Source organism: Salinicoccus sp. Marseille-QA3875 (assembly GCF_054950095.1).
The window spans coordinates 1,726,806-1,749,063 of sequence record NZ_CM143103.1 but is presented as its reverse complement, the minus strand read 5'-3'; the positions used below and the strand labels follow the sequence as shown (position 1 = coordinate 1,749,063).

Below are 22,258 nucleotides of genomic sequence, written 5' to 3'. Positions count from 1 at the left end.
AATACCTCCATTATATTATTTCTTCTATAAACTCATATAGATCTTTGAATAGTTCGTTTTTGTCATTATCTATCGTCAGTACATGGCCGGAGTTTTCATAAAACTTCAACCGCTTTTCGGAACCCTCAGTGGACACATTGTTGTAGATTACATTCGCGGACTCCGGATTGATCACTTCATCCAGTGCCCCCTGTGCAACGTACACCGGAACAAATATATCTTCCAGAGACTGCTCCGCCTTGTTTATGATGGCGTTGATGTCTGTGAGCATATCATCAGCGTCTCCGAGACTGGCGTTGACTTCGTCATCAATCGTCTGACGGTCTTTATTTTCAAAACGCTTTTTGAAATTCGCAGCATAGGTCTTATAGCTTTCCAATAACTCTTTATGCGACTTTATAAACATCGGGCTGCAGATCGTTGCAGCGCCGGTGACGTCCCGGTCTTGTGTGAGCAGCAGGCCGAGTGCACCGCCGATGGATACGCCTGCTGTGAAAATTTTGTCGTATCCTTCCGACTTCAGGAAGTCATAGGCTTCTGTGACCTGGCGGTACCAGACATGCGGTGAGGACTTTAAAATGTTTTCAGGTGCCTCTGCATGTCCCTGGTAGTTGAATGAATATGAGGTGATGCCTTTCTTTTGAAGAAATCTGCCCAGCTGTCTGACATCCGATGTGTTTCCTGTAAAGCCGTGAAGGAGGAGGACAGCGTAATCAGAGTGCTCGTTAAAATAAAATTCTCCTGGCAATTTTACGTTCATCGTCAACATCCCTTTTGTGTGTTACCTCAATTGTACGTTAAAAATTCATCAAACAAAAGAAAAAGAAAACCCTGGCTGTCGAGGGTTTTCTTTTCAGTCATTTTCATTAAATTCAGCCCACATATGTGAGTAAAAGCATAATTAAGAAAAATAGTACGGATAGGATCACAGTTGCTCTGTGTAATACAAGATCCATTCCGCGTGCCTTCTGTTTACCGAATAATTGCTCTGCCCCGCCACTGATTGCACCCGAAAGGCCGGCGCTTTTTCCTGACTGAAGCAATACCACTGCAATTAAAGATATACAAACGATTATCAACATAACGATTAAAACTGTTTGCATGTGGTAGTCCCTCCAATAAATATTAACATTAGAAAGCATAACAAATGTGTTGGTCTATTGCAAGCAGGGTTGAATTTTTCTCTGACAACAGATTTAGTGTTTTGAAGAGGTCTTTTGTGCAGTTTTGGGATTTCTGCCCTGGCGGGTTTTGGGATTTCGGGAGACAGTTTGTGCAGTTATCGAATTATTGCGATTTGACAACAATTTCAGCGGATTTTAAAGTTGGAATAAGTTTTAGTCAATTTTAAGGGGATGGTTGCGATATTAAGATACAAGCCGTTGAAACTGGAACAGCTGGAGATTTTGAAATGCCGGACAGGGGTCGTGGGTGACGAAATGAACGAGCTCGGTAATTTGCAGCTGGGCTGGGAAGGAGAAGGTGAACTGGATTTGATGATTGATGAGAGAATCGGGGGAAGGAATTGCATTCACCTGAAGGATTACAGATTTTCTTTAGATCAGGCTGGCAGTGACAGCCTGAAAGTTTCGAGGAGTTCAAGTGAGGTGCAGATAGATAATATTTTAATCGCCGGCGATCGAATCTTCACTTTTGAAGTGAAGAAATATAATTTTGATTTAGTTTATTCGGATACTGTATGGACATTTACCGGAGGAGATAAATTTAAAAATCTGATGCAGCAGGTGTCCCGGCATAATGATACACTTCGGCATCTGCTGAAGAAATTCGGAGCTGACTTCGAAGTATACAGCTGTCTGGTGTTTATTAACCCGAAGCAGACCATTTATAATCTGCCTTACGGCAAAAATATTTTGACTTACAGCGGACTGGAGAAGTTTTTGGATCGGATTGTGCGGGATAACCATTATTCTTATGACCGGCTGCTGGAATTTCTTGAATCACGCCGGGTGACGAAATCGATGTACGACGGGAAGGCGAATGTAGACTTGGAGGCGCTGGGTGGCGGGGTGTATTGTGCGGGGTGTTATCGGGAGCTGGAGCGTGTGAATCGAGGTAGATACCGCTGCCAGAAGTGCAATGAAAATTTTGACCTTCTTACTGTAACCCGCCGGTTAATTGATGAGTTGAAGATGTTGAATGGGGATTGGAAGCTGGATTCTTCTATTATAGCCAAGTACAGCGGCCATCAGATTTCCAGTGCGTACATAAGACGCCAAAAACAAAATGGAAATATTGATTATTGATTTAGGGTGGTATCGTCGTGCTATATGTGGTGATATATTTGGTAGCTTATAGCGTGGCCGCCTTTGCTGCGCTATAACTCATATGACGGCTCGACACTTATAGCGCCACGACCTCTGTTGCGCTATAACTCATAGGACGGATCGACACTTATAGCGCCACGACCTCTGTTGCGCTATAACTCATATGACGGACCGACACTTATAGCGCCACGACCTCTGTTGCGCTATAACTCATATGACGGACCGACACTTATAGCGCCACGACCTTTGCTGCGCTATAACTCATAGGACGGATCGACACTTATAGCGCCAATCTTTAAACTTCATTGTAAAATGTTTTACCGCGCCATAAATACACCAAAAACCCCGCTTCGACTGAAGCGGGGTCCCTCGTCATCCTCCCGGACTAGACTTCATCCAGGTTAAAGAATGAATCAAGTCCTTCGTATTTAGCTGTTTCAAATAATTCGTCCTCGATGCGCAGTAACTGATTGTATTTCGCAACGCGGTCTGTACGGGATGGTGCGCCTGTCTTGATCTGACCGGCATTTACCGCAACTGCGATGTCTGCGATTGTCGTATCTTCAGTTTCACCTGAACGGTGAGAAATGACAGATGTGTACCCGGCACGTCCGGCCATTTCAATGGCTTCGAAAGTTTCAGTCAATGTACCGATCTGGTTCACTTTGATCAGAATTGAGTTGCCGACGCCTTCTTCGATGCCGCGGGCAAGTTTTTCAGTATTCGTCACGAACAGGTCATCACCGACAAGCTGGACGCGGTCGCCGAGGCGGTCAGTCAATAACTTGTGGCCTTCCCAGTCGTTCTCATCCAATCCGTCTTCGATGGAAATGATCGGATATTTATCCACCATGTCAGCATACCAGTCGACCATTTCTTCAGATGTGAATGTTTTACCTTCACCCGTTAATTCGTACACGCCTTTTTCAGCATTATAGAATTCTGAGGATGCAGAGTCCATTGCCAGACGGATATCCGTACCCGGCTCGTAGCCTGCTCTTTCAATCGCTTCAATAATCGTTGACAGCGCCTCTTCATTGGAGCCGAGGTTTGGTGCGAATCCGCCTTCGTCACCGACTGCAGTGTTCAGACCTTTTTCGCTCAGCACTTTTTTCAAGTTGTGGAAAATTTCAGTACCCATGCGGAGACCTTCTTTAAAGCTTTCAGCTCCAACCGGCATGATCATGAATTCCTGAATGTCGACGTTGTTGTCAGCATGCTCTCCGCCGTTGATGATATTCATCATCGGTACCGGAAGCTGTACGGCATTGAATCCGCCCAAATATTTGTACAATGGTTGTCCAAGGAAATCTGCAGCTGCCTTAGCCACTGCAATAGATACACCCAGTATTGCATTCGCGCCTAATTTTGCTTTGTTTTCAGTGCCGTCAAGCGCGCACATCATCTTATCGATGGACACCTGCTCCAGCACACTGAATTCACCTTCAATAAGTTCAGCAGCAATTTCTTCATTGACGTTTTCCACCGCTTTTTCTACACCTTTACCTAAAAAACGTGTATCGTCACCGTCACGCAATTCAACCGCTTCATATTCACCTGTTGACGCTCCGGACGGCACTAAAGCGCGACCAAACGCACCGCTTTCAGTTAATACTTCCACTTCAACTGTAGGGTTGCCACGGGAGTCGATTACTTCACGTGCATAAACATCAATAATTAATGGCATATCAATATCTCCTTAAATTGTATTTGTCTATTTTATTATGTGTGAAACAAAGATTAATTTCAACGAAAATAAAAATCTTATCACTTTTGCAGTAAACTCTTTCCGGTCATCTCTTCCGGCTGACTGATTTCCATCAGATCGAGGAGAGTCGGTGCGATGTCTGCAAGTATACCGCCGCTTCTCACTTCTACGCCTTCTTTCGTGATGATGATCGGCACTGGATTTGTCGTATGGGCCGTCATCGGCTTGCCCTCAGGAGTTGTCACTTCATCCGAGTTGCCGTGATCTGCCGTAATGATTGCATGACCGCCCTGAGCAATGATTTCATCCACTATCGGTCCGAGACACTCATCCACCGCTTCAATCGCTTTGACCGTCGGTTCAAGTTTACCGCTGTGCCCGACCATATCCGGATTCGCAAAATTTAAAATGATCAGGTCAAGATCCTTCCTGTCGAGTTCTGCCAGACACTCATCACGGACTTCATATGCACTCATCTCAGGCTGCAGATCATATGTCGCGACTTTCGGCGAATCGACAAGCACCCTGCGCTCACCTTCAAATTCACTGTGACGCCCGCCGCTCATGAAGTAAGTGACATGCGGATATTTTTCAGTTTCTGCGATTCTTAACTGCCTGCCACCCGCATCTCCGACAACTTCACCAATTGTATTGACGATGTCTTTTTTCTCAAAGACGATATCTGCTATGACGTCTTCACTGTATTTAGTAAATGTCACGAACTTTAAGCCGCTGTATTTGCGGTCCATTTCAAAGCCCATGAAATCCTCATTTGTGTAGATTTCGGAAAGCTGTGCTGCGCGGTCCGGACGGAAATTGAAAAATATGACTGCATCATCGTTTTTGATGCCGGTCCCTTCCTTATCCTCATAACCTTTAACCACGAACGGTACGACAAACTCATCGTAAACTTCCTCATCATAGCTCGCCTGAATCCCTTCGGCCGCACTGTCAAATACAGGGCCGCGGCCGTTTGAGATGGCAAGGTATGCAGGCTCTCCGCGGTCCCATCGCTTATCGCGGTCCATCGCGTAGTATCGCCCTGAAACTGTGGCGAATTCACCGATGCCGATTTCTTCAAACCGGCGCTCGCTTTCTTCTATGAATTCGAGTGCAGAACTTTGCCCGACGTCGCGCCCATCTAAAAATGCATGAACGTACACACGCTCCAGCCCCTCGTTTTTCGCCATTTTCAAGATGGCAAATAAATGCTCATAATGCGAATGAACACCGCCGTCACTGAGCAGTCCCATCACATGGAGCTCGCTGCCATTACCCTCGACATGCTTCATCGTATCAAGCAGCACTTCATTCTTAAAGAAGTCACCGTCTTCAATCGATTTGTTGATGCGTGTCAGACTCTGATATACGATGCGGCCGGCTCCGATATTCAAGTGACCGACCTCCGAATTGCCCATCTGTCCTTCTGGCAGCCCGACATCCAGGCCGGCCGCCGACAGTTCGCCATGGGGATACTGGTTGAAATAACGGTCGAAGTTCGGTTTATCAGCCGCTTTTACCGCGTTGCCTTTCGTTTCTTCACGGTTCGCAAAACCATCTAAAATGATTAAAGCTGTCGGCTTAGTCATTATTTAGCACCTTCCAGCAATTCGAGGAAAGAGTCCGCTTCAAGAGACGCTCCGCCGACCAGCGCACCATCGATGTGCTCACGCGCCATATACTCCTTGATATTTGCAGGTTTTACAGAACCGCCGTATTGGATGCGTACTTTATCAGCGACTTCATCGCTGTATAATGAAGCGATCTTTTTACGAACAGTGCCGCACATTTCGTTTGCATCTTCGCTCGTTGCCGATTTTCCTGTGCCGATCGCCCAGATCGGTTCATATGCAATGACCACTTTTTTCACGTCTTCAGCAGACACTTCGAGCAGTGCCTTTTCAACCTGGCTTTCAACACGCTCGATATGTCTGCCGTCTTCACGTTCAGCATCAGTTTCACCGACGCAGACAATCGGGACGATATTATTTTTCAAAGTGGCAAGCGTCTTTTTATTTACAGTTTCATCTGTTTCGTTAAAATGTTCACGGCGTTCGGAGTGGCCGATGATGATATAGTCCACTCCGAGGTCCTGGAGCATAGCGACAGAAACTTCGCCTGTAAACGCACCGTTGTCTTCAGCATGGGCATTCTCGGCACCGATGCCGAGATTCAGATCTTTTGCTTTCTCTACTAATGACGGCAGATGGATGAATGGTGCACAGATTGCGCTTTCCACTTCGTCTTTAGCCGGCAGATTCTTTAAGCTGTCCAGAAATTGTTCCCCTTCAGAAATCGTTTTGTTCATCTTCCAGTTTCCTGCGATAAATGGTGTTCTCATTATTATCCTCCTTATATATCTTTACTTATCATTGATTGCTGCAAGTCCCGGCAGTTCTTTGCCCTCTAAATATTCAAGGGAGGCACCGCCGCCTGTTGAAATGTGGGAGAAGTCGTCTTCGTACCCGAGGTCGAATGCAGCAGCAGCAGAGTCGCCGCCGCCGATGATCGTTATTGCGTCGTCCAGTCCGGCAAGTGATTTGCATACACCGATCGTGCCCTGGGCAAAGTTTTCAAATTCGAATACGCCCATCGGACCGTTCCATACCACAGTCTTTGCGTCTTTCAGATGGCTTTCAAAAGCTTTGACAGTGTCCGGCCCGATATCGAGACCCATCATGTCTCCGGGGATTTCATCCACAGATACCGTTTTATGTGCCGCATTTTTATCAAATTTCTCAGCTGCGACAGCGTCTGTCGGCAGAACGATTTTATCTTTACCCTTCTCAAGCAGTGATTTTGCCAGGTTGATTTTGTCTTCTTCAAGAAGCGAAGTGCCTATTTCTTTGCCCTGTGCTTTAAAGAATGTGTAAGCCATGCCGCCGCCGATGAGCACTTTATCCGCTTTTTCAAGCAGGTTCTCTATGACACCGATTTTATCCGAGACTTTCGCACCGCCTAAAATTGCAACAAAAGGCTTTTTAGGCGCATCCACTGCACCGCCGATAAAATCAATCTCCTTTTGCATCAGATAGCCGGATACGGTTTCAACATTTTCTGCAATGCCGACATTTGAGGCGTGTGAGCGGTGTGCTGTACCGAATGCATCGTTGACGAAGACATCGCCGAGTGCTGCCCAGTACTTGCCGAGCTCTGCATCGTTTCCGGATTCTTTCTTACCGTCCACATCTTCAAAACGGGTATTTTCAAACAATAGAATTTCTCCGTCTTCTAAATCATCGATGGCCGATTCCAGTTCAATTCCTCTGGTTTCAGGCACAAATAAAACTGTCTGGCCGAGCAGGCCGCTCAATTCATCAGAAACAGGCTTCAAAGTTTTATCTTTTTTATCTTCCTCTGTTTTCACTTTGCCAAGATGTGAAAATAAAATGACCCGGCCGCCCTGTTCCAATATATACTTTATTGTAGGGAGTGCCTGCACGATCCGATTATCATTTGTAACTTTTCCGTCTTCCATCGGTACATTCAAATCGGCTCTGAGGAGCACTTTTTTTCCTTTTAATTCAATATCTTCAACAGTTTTCTTCATGTCTTGCCTCCTAAAATATTCATTGTCTTCATTATACCCAATTTGGCTCCACATAAAAAATAAAAAACGGGTGGAATATCCACCCGCCTGGTCAAGTTGATTATTGTGTTACCAAATGATTTAAAGTACGTACAAGCTGGGCAGTATAGGACATTTCGTTATCATACCAGGCAACGGCTCTTACGAGCTGTTTGCCGTCAACGTCAAGTACGCGCGTCTGAGTCGCATCAAACAATGACCCTTCTTTGATGCCGATGATATCAGCAGATACGATCTCATCTTCGTTGTAGCCGAATGAAGGATTGACTGCGTTCCTCATTGCGCTGTTAACATCTTCAACTGACACATTTTTATCCAATGATACAGTCACTTCAGTGAGTGAACCTGTTGCTACCGGTACACGTTGTGCACCACCGTCAAGTTTGCCTTCAAGTTCAGGCAGGACAAGACCGATCGCTTTAGCTGCACCTGTAGAGTTTGGTACGATATTTTGCGCTGCTGCACGTGCACGGCGGTAGTCGCCTTTTGCGTGCGGTGCATCCAATGTGTTCTGATCACCTGTATAAGCATGGATTGTTGTCATCAGTCCCTGCTTGATGCCGAATTCGTCGTTCAACACTTTAACGACAGGCGCCAGACAGTTTGTTGTACATGATGCTGCTGATACAACTTCTTCAGAACCGTCAATCGTATTTTCATTTACACCGTATACGATTGTTTTCATGTCGCCTTTGCCCGGGGCAGAGATCAATACTTTTTTAGCGCCTGCATCCAGGTGTTTTCTTGCATCTTTCTCTTCAGTGAAGAAACCTGTACATTCAAGAACTATATCTATATCCAAATCGCCCCAAGGCAGGTTGGAAGGATCTTTTTCAGTGAATGATTTCACTTCCTGGCCGTTGATTTTGAAGCTGTTTTCCAACACTTCGATATCACCGTCAAAGCGGCCCTGGGTTGAATCATATTTGAATAAGTGTGCTAAAAAGTCATCATCCGTCAAATCGTTTACTGCTACGACTTCCATGTCGTCATAATTCTGAATCTCTCTTGCTGCAAGTCTGCCTATTCTTCCAAATCCATTAATTGCTACTCTAACCATTAAAATGGCCTCCTTAGTTTTATCCTAATAAATATTGTGCTACCACTTCATCAATGAATAAGATCGTATTTCGCGGTGCTAATTTCAAATATGCTTTTACTGCTCCTTTTTTACTTTCTCCGCCTGCTACTGCGAAGATGGACTCTTTATTTCCAAGGTCATCCAGCTGCAATCCTATCGTTTTCACCTTGTGGACGATATTCCCTTCAGCATCAAAATAAAAACCGAAAGCTTCTCCGACTGCATTTGAATTAACGAGGCCGGTCATCACTTCCTCGGTGACATTTCTGCGTTTGGCCATCTGAAGTGCGTCTCCGATACCATGGATGACCATCGATGAACGTTTGTTCAGATCAATGATTTCCCTGACCATCGGTTCTTCTTTCAATGATTCAAGTGATGCTTTGCTGATGCTGTCCGGCGCATAGAGCATGCGGTGTTCCCCGGATGTGGCTTGTGCAAGATGGCTCACTATCGAGTTCGCCTGAAATGCGACATCCTCACCGAGCCCGCCCCTTGCAGGGACGAAAAGCAGCCCTTCATGCTTCGGTCTTAGAAACTTGCTGACCGATGCCATGGTGGAACCGCCGGCGACTGAAACAACCGCTTCATTGAACAGGTTTTCAGTCAGTACTTCCGCCATCAATCTCGTCAATTCTTCTTTGACCATTGCATTCTGATCGGCATCTCCTCTGACAACAAATATATCTTTCAAAGGATATTTTGTTTTCAGCTGTGATGCCAGGTCGTTGCGGCTCTCAATCAATGTAAGAAATGGTTCGACATTCTTTAAAGTCTCTCTGCCGTTTTCTGAAATGGAAATGCCTTTCGCATCGACCTTTATCATGTTCAATCCCGAAAGATCTTCGACTTCTCTGCGTAAAACTCTTTCTGTCATCCCCAGCTGTCTGGCCAGTGTCCTTCTTCCAATCGGTTGTTCTGCTTCAATAAAGCTTAATATATCCAGGCGTTTAAGCATGTGGGATAAAATATCAGGTACAATATTTTTCTGGATGTCAATCAATCTCTGCCACATTGGTTCAACCACCTCTCATCATAGTGAGACATTTACCGTCCCACCAGGGACAAAAAAATTACATTATTAATATATCAGAAATATATGTAACAATGCAATTAATTTAATTAATTCATATTATGTTTACCCTTGTTTGCTTTTAAATAATCATATATCTGGACAAAATCGAGGACGCCTTCCTGGATGACCGTTGATTCGTCTTTCAATACCGGGACTCTCACCATGTACTCTTCCTGCAGTTCATCATCTTCATCAATATTTATTTTATTGATTTTGACATTCATTTCCCTGAGCTCCGACAATGCGATCTTTATTTGAAGAATGCCTTCATCACAAAGTGCACAACGATTTCTCATATAATAATCTAAAACTAACACCTTATTCACCTGTCTTTAATTTTATTAATAATGTGTTCATTAATGAGTGGACCATCTCTGAAGTAATGATGCCGAGTGCTATGGCACTGGCTATGAGCGCCGCTTCCATGCCGAATGAAAATGCCAGCTGATAGTCTTCCAGAACGACATTGCGCATCGCCTGGTAGGCTGTGCCGCCAGGGACGAGCGGAATGATTCCGCATGTGATGAATATGACGACCGGCATCTTCATTTTCCTTGAATTAAAAATTGAAACAGCGGTCAATATGATTCCGCCGGCGAAACTTGCCAATATCTGATTAGTATCCATATTGATGAATATGTAGTATGTCAGCCAACCGGCAGCGCCGGTCAGGCCGCATTGCATCAACGCCCTTCTCGGTGCATTGAACAAGATGCCAAAACCCATGGAGGCAAAAAAGCTTAAGATGAACTGATAAAGTAAAGTTAACATGTAACAGCCTCCTTAAATGAGCATGAAGATCAATGCGACACCTGCACCTATCGCAAATGCCGTAAGCATCGCTTCAGCACCTTTCATCACGCCTGCAAGCAGATGCCCGCGAATCATTTCACGTATGGCGTTGGTGATCAAAACACCGGGAACGAGCGGCATTACTGCTGCGATGATGATCAAATCCATATTTAAACCCGGGCCATACTGGACGTAGAGAAGAGATGCAATGGCGATAAAGAATGATGCGAAGAACTCTGTAAAGAATTTCACTTTCGTAAAACGTAAAATGCCTTCCATGATGAATACGCCCAGTGCACCGCCGAATGCTGCAGCCGGAAGATCTGCAAGAGAACCACCAAACAACAGAAGGAACATGAACCCGACCATGCCGCCGCACAGCACCATTAACCAAAATGGAAAAACGAGCGCCTCGTGTATATTCTCGATTTTTTTGATTGCCGACTTTATCGGCAGCCCCTGTGCGATATCCCGGGATAAGTTATTGATCACATCAACCATGCCGAGATCGTTTGCACGCTCTTCAATGCGTACAGTCTGAGTCAGTGAATGTTCATTCATAGAGAATATGATTACGGTGGGTGTGACAAAAACTTGAGGATTGCTGATGCCGTATGTATTAGAGATACGCATCATGGTATCTTCAATGCGGTAAGTTTCAGCACCGCTTTCCAACAACAGTTTGCCGCAGTTAATAGCGACGAAAAAGACATCGCGCACATAATCTTCTTTAAGATTATCATTCGGCTCCTCAATGATTTCAATATCATTCAGCATATCCTCACCTGCCATTTTATTGATGGAAAATAAAAAAACGCCCCCAAAGAGAATCGAACTCCTATCTTAAGAACCGGAATCTTACGTGTTATCCATTACACCATGGGGGCATACTTATATATTGTAACCTGAACGTGTGAGGAAAAGCATCATAATTGTATCAAATATTTATGACAATTTAAAGATAGTTTAATCCTTTGACCTAGTTTGACTAATGTGATATAACTAAAACAGTAGCAAATTACAGATATATATGGAGGTTAAGACTATGAATTTAATACCTACAGTGATTGAACAGACGAATCGCGGAGAACGAGCTTATGATATTTATAGTAGACTATTAAAAGATAGAATCATAATGATTGGCAGCGGCATTGATGATAATGTTGCCAATTCGGTAGTGAGTCAGCTTTTATTCCTGCAGGCACAGGATCCTGAGAAAGATATTTACCTTTATATCAACTCACCAGGCGGAAGTGTAACAGCCGGCATGGCTATTTATGACACAATCCAGCACATCAAACCGGACGTGCAGACGATCTGTGTCGGCATGGCTGCTTCAATGGGCTCATTCTTACTGGCAGCAGGCGCAAAAGGTAAACGCTTTGCATTGCCGAACGCTGAAGTGATGATTCACCAGCCGCTGGGCGGCGCACAAGGTCAGGCAACTGAAATTGAAATTGCTGCCAAGCACATTTTAAGAACACGAGAAAAACTGAACAAAATTTTATCTGAAAGAACAGGCCAGCCGCTTGAAAAAATCGAAAAAGATACTGACCGTGATAACTTCATGACTGCTGCAGAAGCACAGAAATACGGTTTGATCGATGAAGTGATGGAGCCTGAAAAAGTTCAATAATGAATTTTAAAGGAGTGCTATATGTCAAAAAGGCATATAGCACTTTTATTTTCGCCATTTTTGGGTAAAGAAGGTAAAGGATATAAGGAGGCCCTCCATTAATGAATATATTGATTACAGGCGGCACAGGTATGGTCGGTTCCCGTTTAACAGAAGTTTTAGTCGAGGAACGCAACCATGTATACATTTTAAGCCGCAGCGACCATTCAGACGACCATCCCTTCATACATTACGTAAAATATAACCCGAATGACATTGATGATTTGAGCTGGGCAGATGAGTTACCTGTCAATATAGATGCAGTCTACAACTTCGCCGGCGCTTCCCTGCAAAAAATGTGGACGGACAGCCATAAGGAAGCGATAATGGATTCCAGAATAAATACGACAAGACTGCTTTATAACTGGGCAGAGAATACCGGCGTCAAGCCTGGAGTTTTGATCAATGCAAGTGCAGTCGGATACTACCCGACAAGCGAAAGTGTCAGCTTTACCGAAGAAGATGAATTCCAGCCGTCGAACTTTTTGGCGAGTGTGGTGAGTGCATGGGAAAAGGAAGCGCTCAAGTTTCAGGAACTCGGCACAAGGGTCGTCCTCAGCAGATTCGGCCTCATACTGGATAAAGATGAAGGCGTACTGCCGCTTATGGCATTGCCTTTTAAATTCGGAGCCGGCGGAAATATCGGCACAGGACAGCAGTATTACAGCTGGATCCACCTGGAAGACTTAATCAATTCACTGCTCTACGTTCTTGCCGTAGATGATATGGACGGACCGGTGAATATGACCTCACCAGTGCCGCTGAGACAGGAACAGTTTGCGAAATATTTGGGCATGGCACTCGGCAGACCGACAATTGTGAAGGCACCCGGTTTTTTATTTAAAACAGTGCTGGGCGACCAGTCGATACTGATCATCAGAGGACAGAAGGTCATCCCTGAAAAACTGCTTGCCAATGAGTTTAAATTCAACTACCCTACACTCGATGTCGCACTCGACAACATTTATGGCGAATGAAAATAAAAATCCGCAGACAATTTGTGATTGCCTGCGGATTTTTTTATTTGTGTTTAGGGGTGTGGTAGCACGAAACTCATCAAAAACTCTTTTTCGTGCCATAACTCATCTGAAAACTACAGAGTTGTAGCGCAGAAGAGTGTCTGGCGCTATAACTCATATGGAAGCTACAGAGTTGTAGCGTAGAAAGGCGTCTGGCGCTATAACTCATCTGAAAACTACAGAGTTGTAGCGCAGAAGGGTGTCAGACGCTATAACTCGTATGAAAACTACAGAGTTGTAGCGCAGAAGGGTGTCATAAAGCCCTGCCTTCTTCTTCCCACCATCAATTACAAGTTGATCGTCACATCAGCATCTTCACGTAACTCTTCAGCGAGTCCCTGTGCCGCTTCTGCCTGTTTTTCACTGATAAGCTGCTGTTCAATCTGAGGTTTTACGTCTTCAAAGGCAGGGGGTTCAGTTTCTTCGCCTTCACCCTCGCTTTGTGCTTCTTCACGTGCTGCGATCTGCTCGTCATAGATTTCTTCAAGCTCTTCATCTGACGGTTCGATGTCTCCCGTTTCTTCAGCAATCAGTGCTTCAACTTTCACCTGTTTTTCAAGTTCAGTTCTGATTTCATCTTCTGACATGCCGCTTTCTTCCATAGCCGTAAAGAATTCGTCTTCGGATTCCATGCCGTTTGCTTCTACGATTTCACTGATCATGGCGTCGACGTCTTCTTCAGAAGCACTGACCTCACGATTGTCAGCTTCCTGTACAAGCAATCTCTCTGAAACCATTCCGTCAGCAATCTGTGTCTTCATTTCATCCTGGTTCACTTCCTGACCCATCATTGCAGCTTGTTGGAACTGGCCTGTATATACCTGTTCGAATTCATCTTTAGTGATTTCCTCACCGTTCACTTCAGCGACAACGTCAGGGACGTCTTCAAGATCCGGCTCCGGAGCTTCTGCAGCCTGGCCTTCTTCTGCGCTCTGTCCGGCATTTTCTGCACCTTCACCATCGCCACCTTCTGCTGATTCATCTCCACATGCTGCTACTGTCAGCATTGTGGCAGCGAGTGATATCATTGTTAACCATTTTTTCATATTAATAATTACCTCCATGTCGTTATAATCCGTCATTCTACTCCTGTAGTATTCAAATTTCAATTTAAAGAAGGCTCAAACTGAATACTTTCTTTCAATATTTGGCCATTTAGTGACATATAAAATCCCCGGCAAGTATATCTTCACCAGGAATGATTGCATTCTTAAATTAAAATTCCATCACTTCGCCGCTTTTAATCTTCTCTGCTATGGTGTCGAGTTTTCTCAGACGGTGGTTTACACCGGACTTCGAAATCGCCCCGGTAGACAGCATTTCACCGAGTTCTTTCAAGGAGACATCCTGGTGTTCGACACGCAGTCTCGCTATTTCCTGCAGCCTTTCCGGCAGTTCGCCGATCCCTATTTCATCATCGATCAACTGAATATTTTCAACCTGCCGCATCGCTGCGCTGACGGTTTTATTCAAATTGGCCGTTTCGCAGTTGACGAGTCTGTTCACGGAGTTTCTCATATCACGGACAATCCGGACATCCTCAAATTTCAGCAGTGCCTGATAGCCGCCGATGAGACTTAAAAATTCGGCGATTTTTTCAGCACCTTTCAAATAGGTGATATATCCCCCGCGTTTACGCTCGATATATTTCGCATTCAGCTCATAGCCGTTCATCAGCTCCGTCAGCACTCTTGCATGGTCTTCATACAAAGATGCGATTTCCAGATGATAGGCTGATGTCTCCGGATTGTTGACCGAACCGCCCGCTAAAAATGCGCCCCGCAGATAACTGCGGATGCAGCAGTCTTTCTTTTTGATCTCATCATTGATGTCGTTTGTAATCATGCCATCTTTGATGATATTGAGATCCGACAGCATTTTATGAGCATCTTTCTTCACTCTGCTTATATAGACGTTATTCTTTTTCAACTTCATCTTTCTGCGTACGAGCAGCTCGATATCAACGCCGTAAAGATTTTTTATTAAAGAGAAGATCCGACGTGCGATCGCCGCATTTTCCGTCTGAACGCTGATCACCCACTCGCCGTTAAAAAAGCTTAATGCACCGTTCATCTTTATGAGTGCGGACAATTCACTTTTTTGACAGCATGTATCGACATCCACACGCGTAAGTTCATTTTTCATATCTGATGCAAAAGACATTTCATCAACCCTAACTTTGATCTTTGTTCAAACGATATTGCAGTGTACTGATTTCTTTCAGCGCAATATCATAAATAATTTCCGCAATGACATCATTGTTATGTCTTACTGCCCCTTCTACATCCACACTGACCAGGTCATCCCTCGTCAGTATGGAGATGCCCATTTCGTCCAGCTGATCTTTATCGCTGGTTACGACAGTCATGCCATTTTCTTTATAATAATTGGAAATATCGGATGTGATATTCTTTTCATTTTGGACGATGTAGTCAAATATATTCTCTCCGATATGTTTATTGATTGCTTTCAGATGATCTGTTGCGGTATATCCGATCGTTTCCCCGACCTGAGTCATGATATTGGATATATATATTTTAGTACCCTTCGAATGGATCAGTGCCTCTCTCATTCCTGATGGCAAAAGATTTGGAATGATGCTTGTATACAGACTTCCCGGCCCCAGCACCACAATATCCGCCTCTTCGATCGCTTCGATTGCTTCCGGTGTGGCGATTGTATCTTTCGGCAATAGAAACACTTCGGAAATCTGCTGCTGCACTTTGGGTATATAGCTTTCACCGATGATGATTGAATCATCCTGCATGCGGGCAGCAAGCTTCGGACTGATATTAGTGGAAGGGATCACCGTCCCCCGGACATTCAGAATATCACTCAGCTCTTCGACCGCCAGAGCGAAATCACCTGTCAGATCATACATCGCTGCAAGCATCAGATTCCCGAGCGAATGCCCGCTGATCTCATTCTTTTTGAATCTGTATTTAAACAGGCTTTCAAGTTTCGATTCCATGTCGGACAGTGCCGACATCACATTTCTGATATCCCCCGGTGCCGGCATATCAATCTGGTCGCGGATGATACCTGTAGATCCTCCGTCGTCGGCTACTGATACAATCGCTGAGATTTCAACCGGATACTGCCTTAAACCACGCGCCAATACGCTGAGCCCCGTACCGCCGCCGATTATCGTCACTCTAACTTTCTTCATGTTTAACGCCTTCTATATAAGCATCCCGGTGTTTTGCTTTTATTTTAAAATCGAAGTAGTCGGTAAGGTCCCTGCTCAGACGTTCTGCCAGCGATACAGAACGGTGCTGGCCGCCTGTACATCCTATACCGATGACCAGCTGGGATTTTCCTTCTTTCAAATACTGCGGCAGAAGGTAACGCATCATATCCAGTAATTTAGTGTAGAAAATATTTGTCTCCTTGGAACTCATCACGTAGTCATACACCGGCTGATCCAGCCCTGTAAATGGCTGCAAATCACTGATATAGTGCGGGTTAGGTAAGAAACGCACATCAAATAATAAATCGGCATCTATCGGCACCCCGTGCTTGAAACCGAAGCTGAGCACGTTGACATGAAAGCCGCTTTCCCCATCGCCTGTAATTTCTTCAAACATTTTGGAACGGAGCTGCTTCGGTTTGAGTTCTGTCGTATCGATGAGTATATCCGCCCTGTATTTCAACTCATCAAGCAGTTCACGTTCTTTTTTGATTGCCTGCAGCACATTCATATCGTGGTCCAGTGGGTGTGAACGTCTTGTTTCTTTATAACGCGCCACCAGCTTTTCATCCGTAGTATCCAAAAAGATGATTTTAAGTTCGATTTTCTCGTTTGCATTGATTTTTTCCAGTTCTGAAATAAGAGTATCAAAAAGTTCTTTTCCTCTTAAATCAATACCGAGACCGACATTGTCCATCCTGCCATCCGTTGTTTCCATCAAGTCTGCAATTTTAGGTATTAAGATCGGCGGTAAATTATCAATACAGAAAATATCCATATCCTCAAGTGCTTCCAGGGCTACCGATTTACCGGCGCCGCTCATACCTGTTAGAATGATTAAATTCTTCAATGGCTTCACATCCCGTTCATATTCTTAACTTTATTTTACATCACAAATAGATCGAACTAAAGTTAATGCCAATATATCATAATACTAAATTTCATTACTTTTTACAACATCATACGTCGGAGCCACTACAGCCCCCTGTAATTCAGCACACATTAAAAAGGAAGACAAAACGTTACATTTTGTCTTCCGGAATCAATCAGTCTCCTAATGTTTCAATATACTTCTGTGCATTTTCAGCTGCGATACTGCCGTCGCCGGTTGCAGTTACAATTTGACGCAGTGTTTTGTCAATTACATCACCTGCTGCGAATATGCCGGGAACACTCGTTTCCATTTCTCTATTTGTTTCAACGTAATTCAATTCGTTTAAAATGCCGAGATTTTTGAACGGTTTTGTCAGAGGCAGCATGCCGATATAGACAAAGACTCCGTCAGTATCATAATCGTATGTGTTGCCTGTATTCTTATCGAGCAGAGTGACACTGCCGACTTTGCCGTCACCATTGATGGACTGCAGTTCGGTGTCCCAGATGAACTCGATCTTGTCGTTTTTAAATGCGCGTTCCTGGAGTATTTTCTGAGCACGGAGTTCCGCACGTCTGTGGACGATGGTCACTTTGCTTGCGAACTTGGTCAAGTAGACACCTTCTTCTACAGCCGAATCACCGCCGCCGATGACGACGAGCTCACGCTCTTTGAAGAATGCACCGTCACATACCGCACAATAGCTTACACCGCGTCCAGTAAGAAGTTCCTCGCCTGGTACACCGATTTTCTTGTATTCAGCACCCGTTGCAATGATGACCGTTCTTGTCTTGAATTCTTCCGAGGATGTTTTGAGAAGTTTGTAAGTCCCGTGGTCCTCCACAGATTGAAGATCACCGTATTTATATTCGGCACCAAATTTCTGTGCGTGTTCGAACATTTTAGATGACAGGTCCGGTCCTGTTATGAAATCAAAGCCAGGAAAGTTCTCGACATCTTCAGTGTTTGCCATCTGCCCGCCCGGGACGCCTCTTTCGAGCATCACCGTTTTCAAATTCGCTCTGGATGCATAGACTGCAGCGGTCATTCCCGCCGGTCCGGCACCCACTATTACTACATCATATATGTTTTCTTCCGCCATTATTCTTCTCCTAACATTTAACTATTATTGATTCTTCCAATACCACATCATTCACATTATAAGCGTTAGTCATTCTCTTTACATTAAATTTGCTTAATGATGCCAATGGCTTTATTCAAACGGTATGAAGTGATTTCAAATTGTTCGGTCATTGCTTTCTTCGTAATTTTTCTGTCTTTCGGATATAAATACAATGTTGCTGCAACAAGTGATGAAACATCTTCATACTCTTTGATTTTTTCATACAGAAGATGGAACGTATCGATCCATTGCAGACTGTCTTCCTCACTCTCATATCCGGCCGCTCTCATTATTTCCAAACCGTTATGCATTTTGCCCAGCCTGACAAGTTTAACACCCTGGAACAGAAAAGTAACATATAATTTTTCATAATCATCCAACTGTTCAATCGTATCCCAGACCGGATGGCCGAGAACCGCCTCTTTCGGCTTGATCAGATTGATCTTGTAAAGGCCGAGCAGGCGCATATGGACATCATCGTCATGCAGATACACATGTGCAATATCCGTTATTGCATCAGCTGCTTCCTGCTTTTTCCACGGACTGTACATTTCATTCACCGCATGGAAGTTCTGCATCTTTTCCCAGAACATTTCCGCTTCAGAAGTGTTTCCCATATGATAGCTTGCATGGCTTAAAGCATGCAGCAGCTGAAAACTTATAAACTGCTGGCTTTTATATAACGGCAACAACAGCTCATAAGACCGGTTGTATTGTTTGAGGAAGTTCAGTACGAGACCGACTTTGAATCTGGAGTCGTCATCCATAGGTTCAACAACTTCTAATTTCTTCAAGTATGATTCATACTCTTTCTCCTGGCCTGTATGATAGTAAAGCAGGGTCAGATGACTTAATGCATGCATGTCGGTTTTATTTTCCTTAAGCAGAGTCTCCAAAATTTCATAAGCCTCATCAAACTTGTTCAAAAATAAATATGCCATCGCTTTTAAGTTTCTGAACGTTCGTTCTTCCTGCAGGTTAACAGGTAACATTGATAAATAATCAAGTGCTTCATCTATGCGTGCATTCATGAACAGATGCTGGAATATATGGTGGCTGACAAAGCGCTCTGATTCTTTCTCGACTTCGTCCTCATCCTCGATTGCCAGATCGAACATTTTTTCCAGTTCCTCATCATATCCCACTTCCGGGAAATGCTTCGCATACTCTACTCCAAATAAAAAAGATTTGTTCGGATCGTTTGTTATGACAAACAATTGGCTGAGTATAAAATAAAATTCAGCATCATATTGATGCTGAATGAATTTATTTATCAATAGATATTCAGCTTCAGCCTGCCGTCCATTTTCAGCTAGTAGATACACATATTGTGACAAATAAGCTAAATTGTTATTATCTATATCATATGCTCTTTCAAAGCTTTTGAGAGCATCTCTTTTCTTTTTCTGCTCTATTCTCTTTAATCCCTGATTGAAGTAAAATGAACCACTTTGATTGAAGGGTATTACTTTTCTTCCAGACATTTTATCTGCTCCTTATCACAAGTGGATTTCCATGACAGCTTGAATTATCCGGGATGTCCTTGGACACGACAGCGCCGGCACCGACACTCACATTGCTGCCGATCTTGACGCCGGGCAATATGGTAACGTTGGCGCCGATCATCGTGTCCTCTCCGATATGAACGTCTCCAAGCCTGTATTCATCAACTAAATACTCATGGGTCAATATTACAGTATTATAACCGATTATGCTGTTCTTTCCAATATGTATCCGTTCCGGATGCATCAGATCCGGCATCGCCTTGTAGGCAAAGGATACTTTATCGGCCAATTTCATATTTAAAAACTTACGATACAAAAAATGCTTCATTTTTGTAGACGGTGAAAAACGCCCGATTTCTATGAAAATAAAGTTCTTTGCAACTTTGAATACGGAAACCGTCCGGTATAGATTCCATAGCGGGTTATACTTTCCAACTTTGTACCGCGTGACATTTCTCATGATCATTTCTTCCTTTTATGTTTCTTATTTACAGGTCTGCCTTTAGTTTTGGACTGCTTTTTATTCCGTTTGTTGTCCGGGTCATAGACACCGTCGACATCGCCGTACTTCGGCAGGTCATATGCTCTATTGCGATAGATCCAAACCGCAATCGCAATGACCACCGTTATGATGGATATGACCTGTGCCGTTCTCAGTACGTCACCGATCATCAGGCTGTCAGTACGCATGCCTTCGATGAAAAATCTTCCGACTGAATAATAAATTAAATAGAGCAGCATCGTCTGACCGATTTTAAGCTTCGGTCTGAGCAGTATGAGAATGATGAATCCGATGATGTTCCACACTGATTCATACAAAAATGTCGGGTGATAATAAGCGCCGTCTATGTACATCTGATCAATGATGAATTCGGGCAGCATCAATGATTCAAGGAAGTTTCTCGTCACTTCGCCGCCGTGGGCTTCCTGGTTCATGAAGTTGCCCCATCTGCCGATCGCCTGTCCAAGAATCAGACTCGGTATTGCGATGTCGGCCACCTGGAAAAAGCTCAAGTTTTTTCTGTAACAGTAGATCAGCCCTGCCAGAATACCGCCGATGATGCCCCCATGGATTGCCATTCCACCTTCATTGACCATTATTATTGAAATCGGATCCTGAAGGTAGTAATCCAGATTGAAAAATACATAGTACAGTCTTGCACCGATCAGCGAGAATAAAATGATATAAAACATCAGATCGATGAACATTCCTTCAGGCATTTTCTTCTTATCGGCTTCCCTGCTTGCGATTAAAAAGCCGAGCAGCATTCCGAATGCGATGATGACACCGTACCATCTGAGATCGATGGGCCCGAGTGATACGATTACAGGGTCAAGCGGTTGCATATTAAAGATCATTGTCCAGTCCTCCGTTGACTTTGATTTGCTTGTTCAGGCGGTCATTGAATTCCACAGCTGCATCATATCCCATATTCTGCAGACGGTAATTCATTGCGGCAACTTCTATGATGCCTGCCAAACTCCGTCCGGGACGGATTGGTATCGTCCTTTTTTCTATTTCAGAATTCAAGATGGACAGTTTTGTGCGGTCGAGACCTACTCTATCATATGCTTTGCCTTTTTCCCACGTCTCGAGATTAACATTCAGCATAATTCTTTTTTCAGCCAATATACAGCCTGCGCCGAATAGTGTCATCACGTTTATAATGCCGAGTCCCCTGATTTCCAGAAGATTCTCTATCAGTTTCGGTGCACTGCCCATCAGGACATTATCCGTCACTTCTTTTATTTCCACATTATCATCTGCAACAAGCCGGTGACCGTTTTTCACCAGTTCAAGTGCGGTCTCACTTTTACCCACACCACTCTCACCGGTAATGAGGACACCGATGCCATACACATCCACCAGAACGCCGTGCATATTCGTTTCCGGTGCGAGTGCCTTTTCCAGGTAGCTCGACAGTCTCGAATAGAATGTCGTCGTGTTCGCATCCGTGACAAGTAAAGGAGTTTTACTCGAGTTACATGCTTCTATCAGCTCAAGAGGCGGATTGATCTGTCTGGCCAGCACTATACACGGTGTCTCTTTACGGCAGAGACGGTTGGAACGGTCTTCCCGTTCTTTTTCTGTCAGCATCCTTTCAAAGAAAGAGATTTCTGTCATTCCGAGTATTTGGACCCTGTCAGAGGAATAATGTGAAAAATATCCACCGATCTCCAATGCCGGCCGCGAAATGTCGTAATTTTTTATTTCATTCGTCAGACCTTCGTTACCGGCGGCCACTTTCAATGTAAATTGATCTACGAGTTCATGCACAGTTAACACTCAATCACCTCTTCGACTCCCATGTTAATAATTAATTGTCTTCATCTCCATT

23 protein-coding genes and 1 tRNA gene are annotated in these 22,258 nt (G+C 44.2%); 3 read left to right on the top strand and 21 right to left on the bottom strand.

Annotated elements, in window-relative coordinates; translation table 11 throughout:
* Positions 1–10 precede the first annotated feature (10 nt).
* Complete coding sequence (locus ACY8DT_RS08975; protein WP_462419964.1) at positions 11–760, bottom strand: alpha/beta hydrolase; 750 nt, start codon at positions 758–760, stop codon at positions 11–13.
* Positions 761–872: 112 nt separating this feature from the next.
* On the bottom strand, positions 873–1,103 hold the full coding sequence (gene secG, locus ACY8DT_RS08970; RefSeq protein ID WP_052255715.1) for a preprotein translocase subunit SecG: 231 nt from the start codon (positions 1,101–1,103) through the stop codon (positions 873–875).
* Between the two features lie 252 nt (positions 1,104–1,355).
* On the opposite strand from secG, the gene ACY8DT_RS08965 reads away from it, so the two are divergent.
* Positions 1,356–2,267 (top strand): nuclease-related domain-containing protein, encoded by a 912-nt coding sequence (locus tag ACY8DT_RS08965; protein WP_462419963.1) that lies wholly within the window; start codon positions 1,356–1,358, stop codon positions 2,265–2,267.
* Positions 2,268–2,673: 406 nt separating this feature from the next.
* Here ACY8DT_RS08965 and eno read toward each other — a convergent pair whose 3' ends face one another.
* The 10 genes from eno to ACY8DT_RS08915 all read right to left on the bottom strand — a co-directional run bounded on the left by eno (position 2,674) and on the right by ACY8DT_RS08915 (position 11,420).
* Complete coding sequence (gene eno, locus ACY8DT_RS08960; protein ID WP_462419962.1) at positions 2,674–3,975, bottom strand: phosphopyruvate hydratase; 1,302 nt, start codon at positions 3,973–3,975, stop codon at positions 2,674–2,676.
* A gap of 80 nt (positions 3,976–4,055) precedes the next feature.
* Positions 4,056–5,588, bottom strand: coding sequence for a 2,3-bisphosphoglycerate-independent phosphoglycerate mutase (gpmI, locus tag ACY8DT_RS08955; protein ID WP_462422253.1), 1,533 nt, complete (start codon positions 5,586–5,588; stop codon positions 4,056–4,058).
* Positions 5,585–6,337: a triose-phosphate isomerase gene (gene tpiA / locus ACY8DT_RS08950; RefSeq protein ID WP_462419961.1), complete on the bottom strand. Its 753-nt coding sequence runs from the start codon at positions 6,335–6,337 to the stop codon at positions 5,585–5,587. Before tpiA ends, gpmI begins: the two co-directional genes overlap by 4 nt.
* Positions 6,338–6,358: 21 nt before the next feature.
* Positions 6,359–7,546 carry a phosphoglycerate kinase gene (locus ACY8DT_RS08945; protein ID WP_462419960.1) on the bottom strand — a complete coding sequence of 396 codons (1,188 nt, stop codon included), beginning with the start codon at positions 7,544–7,546 and terminating at the stop codon, positions 6,359–6,361.
* Between the two features lie 100 nt (positions 7,547–7,646).
* On the bottom strand, positions 7,647–8,645 hold the full coding sequence (gene gap, locus ACY8DT_RS08940) for a type I glyceraldehyde-3-phosphate dehydrogenase (protein ID WP_462419959.1): 999 nt from the start codon (positions 8,643–8,645) through the stop codon (positions 7,647–7,649).
* A gap of 19 nt (positions 8,646–8,664) precedes the next feature.
* Positions 8,665–9,681 carry a sugar-binding transcriptional regulator gene (locus tag ACY8DT_RS08935; RefSeq protein WP_462419958.1) on the bottom strand — a complete coding sequence of 339 codons (1,017 nt, stop codon included), beginning with the start codon at positions 9,679–9,681 and terminating at the stop codon, positions 8,665–8,667.
* Positions 9,682–9,788: 107 nt separating this feature from the next.
* Complete coding sequence (locus ACY8DT_RS08930) at positions 9,789–10,037, bottom strand: glutaredoxin family protein (RefSeq protein WP_462422252.1); 249 nt, start codon at positions 10,035–10,037, stop codon at positions 9,789–9,791.
* A 22-nt stretch (positions 10,038–10,059) separates the two neighbouring features.
* Complete coding sequence (locus ACY8DT_RS08925) at positions 10,060–10,512, bottom strand: threonine/serine exporter family protein (RefSeq protein ID WP_462419957.1); 453 nt, start codon at positions 10,510–10,512, stop codon at positions 10,060–10,062.
* A 12-nt stretch (positions 10,513–10,524) separates the two neighbouring features.
* On the bottom strand, positions 10,525–11,310 hold the full coding sequence (locus tag ACY8DT_RS08920; protein WP_462419956.1) for a threonine/serine exporter family protein: 786 nt from the start codon (positions 11,308–11,310) through the stop codon (positions 10,525–10,527).
* 38 nt (positions 11,311–11,348) lie between these two features.
* Positions 11,349–11,420: transfer RNA gene (locus tag ACY8DT_RS08915), tRNA-Arg, on the bottom strand.
* Positions 11,421–11,578: 158 nt separating this feature from the next.
* On the opposite strand from ACY8DT_RS08915, the gene clpP reads away from it, so the two are divergent.
* Together clpP and ACY8DT_RS08905 are read left to right on the top strand one after the other, a co-directional pair.
* Entirely contained in the window at positions 11,579–12,169 is a 591-nt protein-coding gene (clpP, locus tag ACY8DT_RS08910; protein WP_462419955.1) for an ATP-dependent Clp endopeptidase proteolytic subunit ClpP, read from the top strand.
* A gap of 101 nt (positions 12,170–12,270) precedes the next feature.
* Positions 12,271–13,185, top strand: coding sequence for a TIGR01777 family oxidoreductase (locus ACY8DT_RS08905; protein ID WP_462419954.1), 915 nt, complete (start codon positions 12,271–12,273; stop codon positions 13,183–13,185).
* Between the two features lie 329 nt (positions 13,186–13,514).
* Here the strand turns inward: ACY8DT_RS08905 and ACY8DT_RS08900 are convergent, their stop codons facing one another.
* From ACY8DT_RS08900 to hprK, 9 genes are all read right to left on the bottom strand, one after another.
* On the bottom strand, positions 13,515–14,273 hold the full coding sequence (locus ACY8DT_RS08900) for a SurA N-terminal domain-containing protein (protein WP_462419953.1): 759 nt from the start codon (positions 14,271–14,273) through the stop codon (positions 13,515–13,517).
* A 169-nt stretch (positions 14,274–14,442) separates the two neighbouring features.
* Complete coding sequence (whiA, locus tag ACY8DT_RS08895) at positions 14,443–15,390, bottom strand: DNA-binding protein WhiA (protein WP_462419952.1); 948 nt, start codon at positions 15,388–15,390, stop codon at positions 14,443–14,445.
* A 10-nt stretch (positions 15,391–15,400) separates the two neighbouring features.
* Entirely contained in the window at positions 15,401–16,396 is a 996-nt protein-coding gene (locus ACY8DT_RS08890) for a gluconeogenesis factor YvcK family protein (protein WP_462419951.1), read from the bottom strand.
* The gene (rapZ, locus tag ACY8DT_RS08885) at positions 16,383–17,240 is read right to left on the bottom strand and encodes an RNase adapter RapZ (RefSeq protein ID WP_462422251.1); all 858 of its coding nucleotides are present in this window, start codon (positions 17,238–17,240) and stop codon (positions 16,383–16,385) included. The genes ACY8DT_RS08890 and rapZ overlap by 14 nt, the downstream gene beginning before the upstream one ends.
* A 223-nt stretch (positions 17,241–17,463) precedes the next feature.
* Positions 17,464–18,393, bottom strand: a complete 930-nt coding sequence (gene trxB / locus ACY8DT_RS08880; RefSeq protein ID WP_462419950.1) for a thioredoxin-disulfide reductase — start codon at positions 18,391–18,393, stop codon at positions 17,464–17,466.
* 83 nt (positions 18,394–18,476) lie between these two features.
* On the bottom strand, positions 18,477–19,898 hold the full coding sequence (locus ACY8DT_RS08875; protein WP_462419949.1) for a tetratricopeptide repeat protein: 1,422 nt from the start codon (positions 19,896–19,898) through the stop codon (positions 18,477–18,479).
* Between the two features lies 1 nt (position 19,899).
* The gene (locus ACY8DT_RS08870; protein WP_462419948.1) at positions 19,900–20,379 is read right to left on the bottom strand and encodes an acyltransferase; all 480 of its coding nucleotides are present in this window, start codon (positions 20,377–20,379) and stop codon (positions 19,900–19,902) included.
* 2 nt (positions 20,380–20,381) lie between these two features.
* Positions 20,382–21,278, bottom strand: a complete 897-nt coding sequence (gene lgt, locus ACY8DT_RS08865; protein ID WP_462419947.1) for a prolipoprotein diacylglyceryl transferase — start codon at positions 21,276–21,278, stop codon at positions 20,382–20,384.
* Complete coding sequence (gene hprK, locus ACY8DT_RS08860; protein WP_462419946.1) at positions 21,268–22,206, bottom strand: HPr(Ser) kinase/phosphatase; 939 nt, start codon at positions 22,204–22,206, stop codon at positions 21,268–21,270. The genes lgt and hprK overlap by 11 nt, the downstream gene beginning before the upstream one ends.
* Positions 22,207–22,258: the final 52 nt, after the last annotated feature.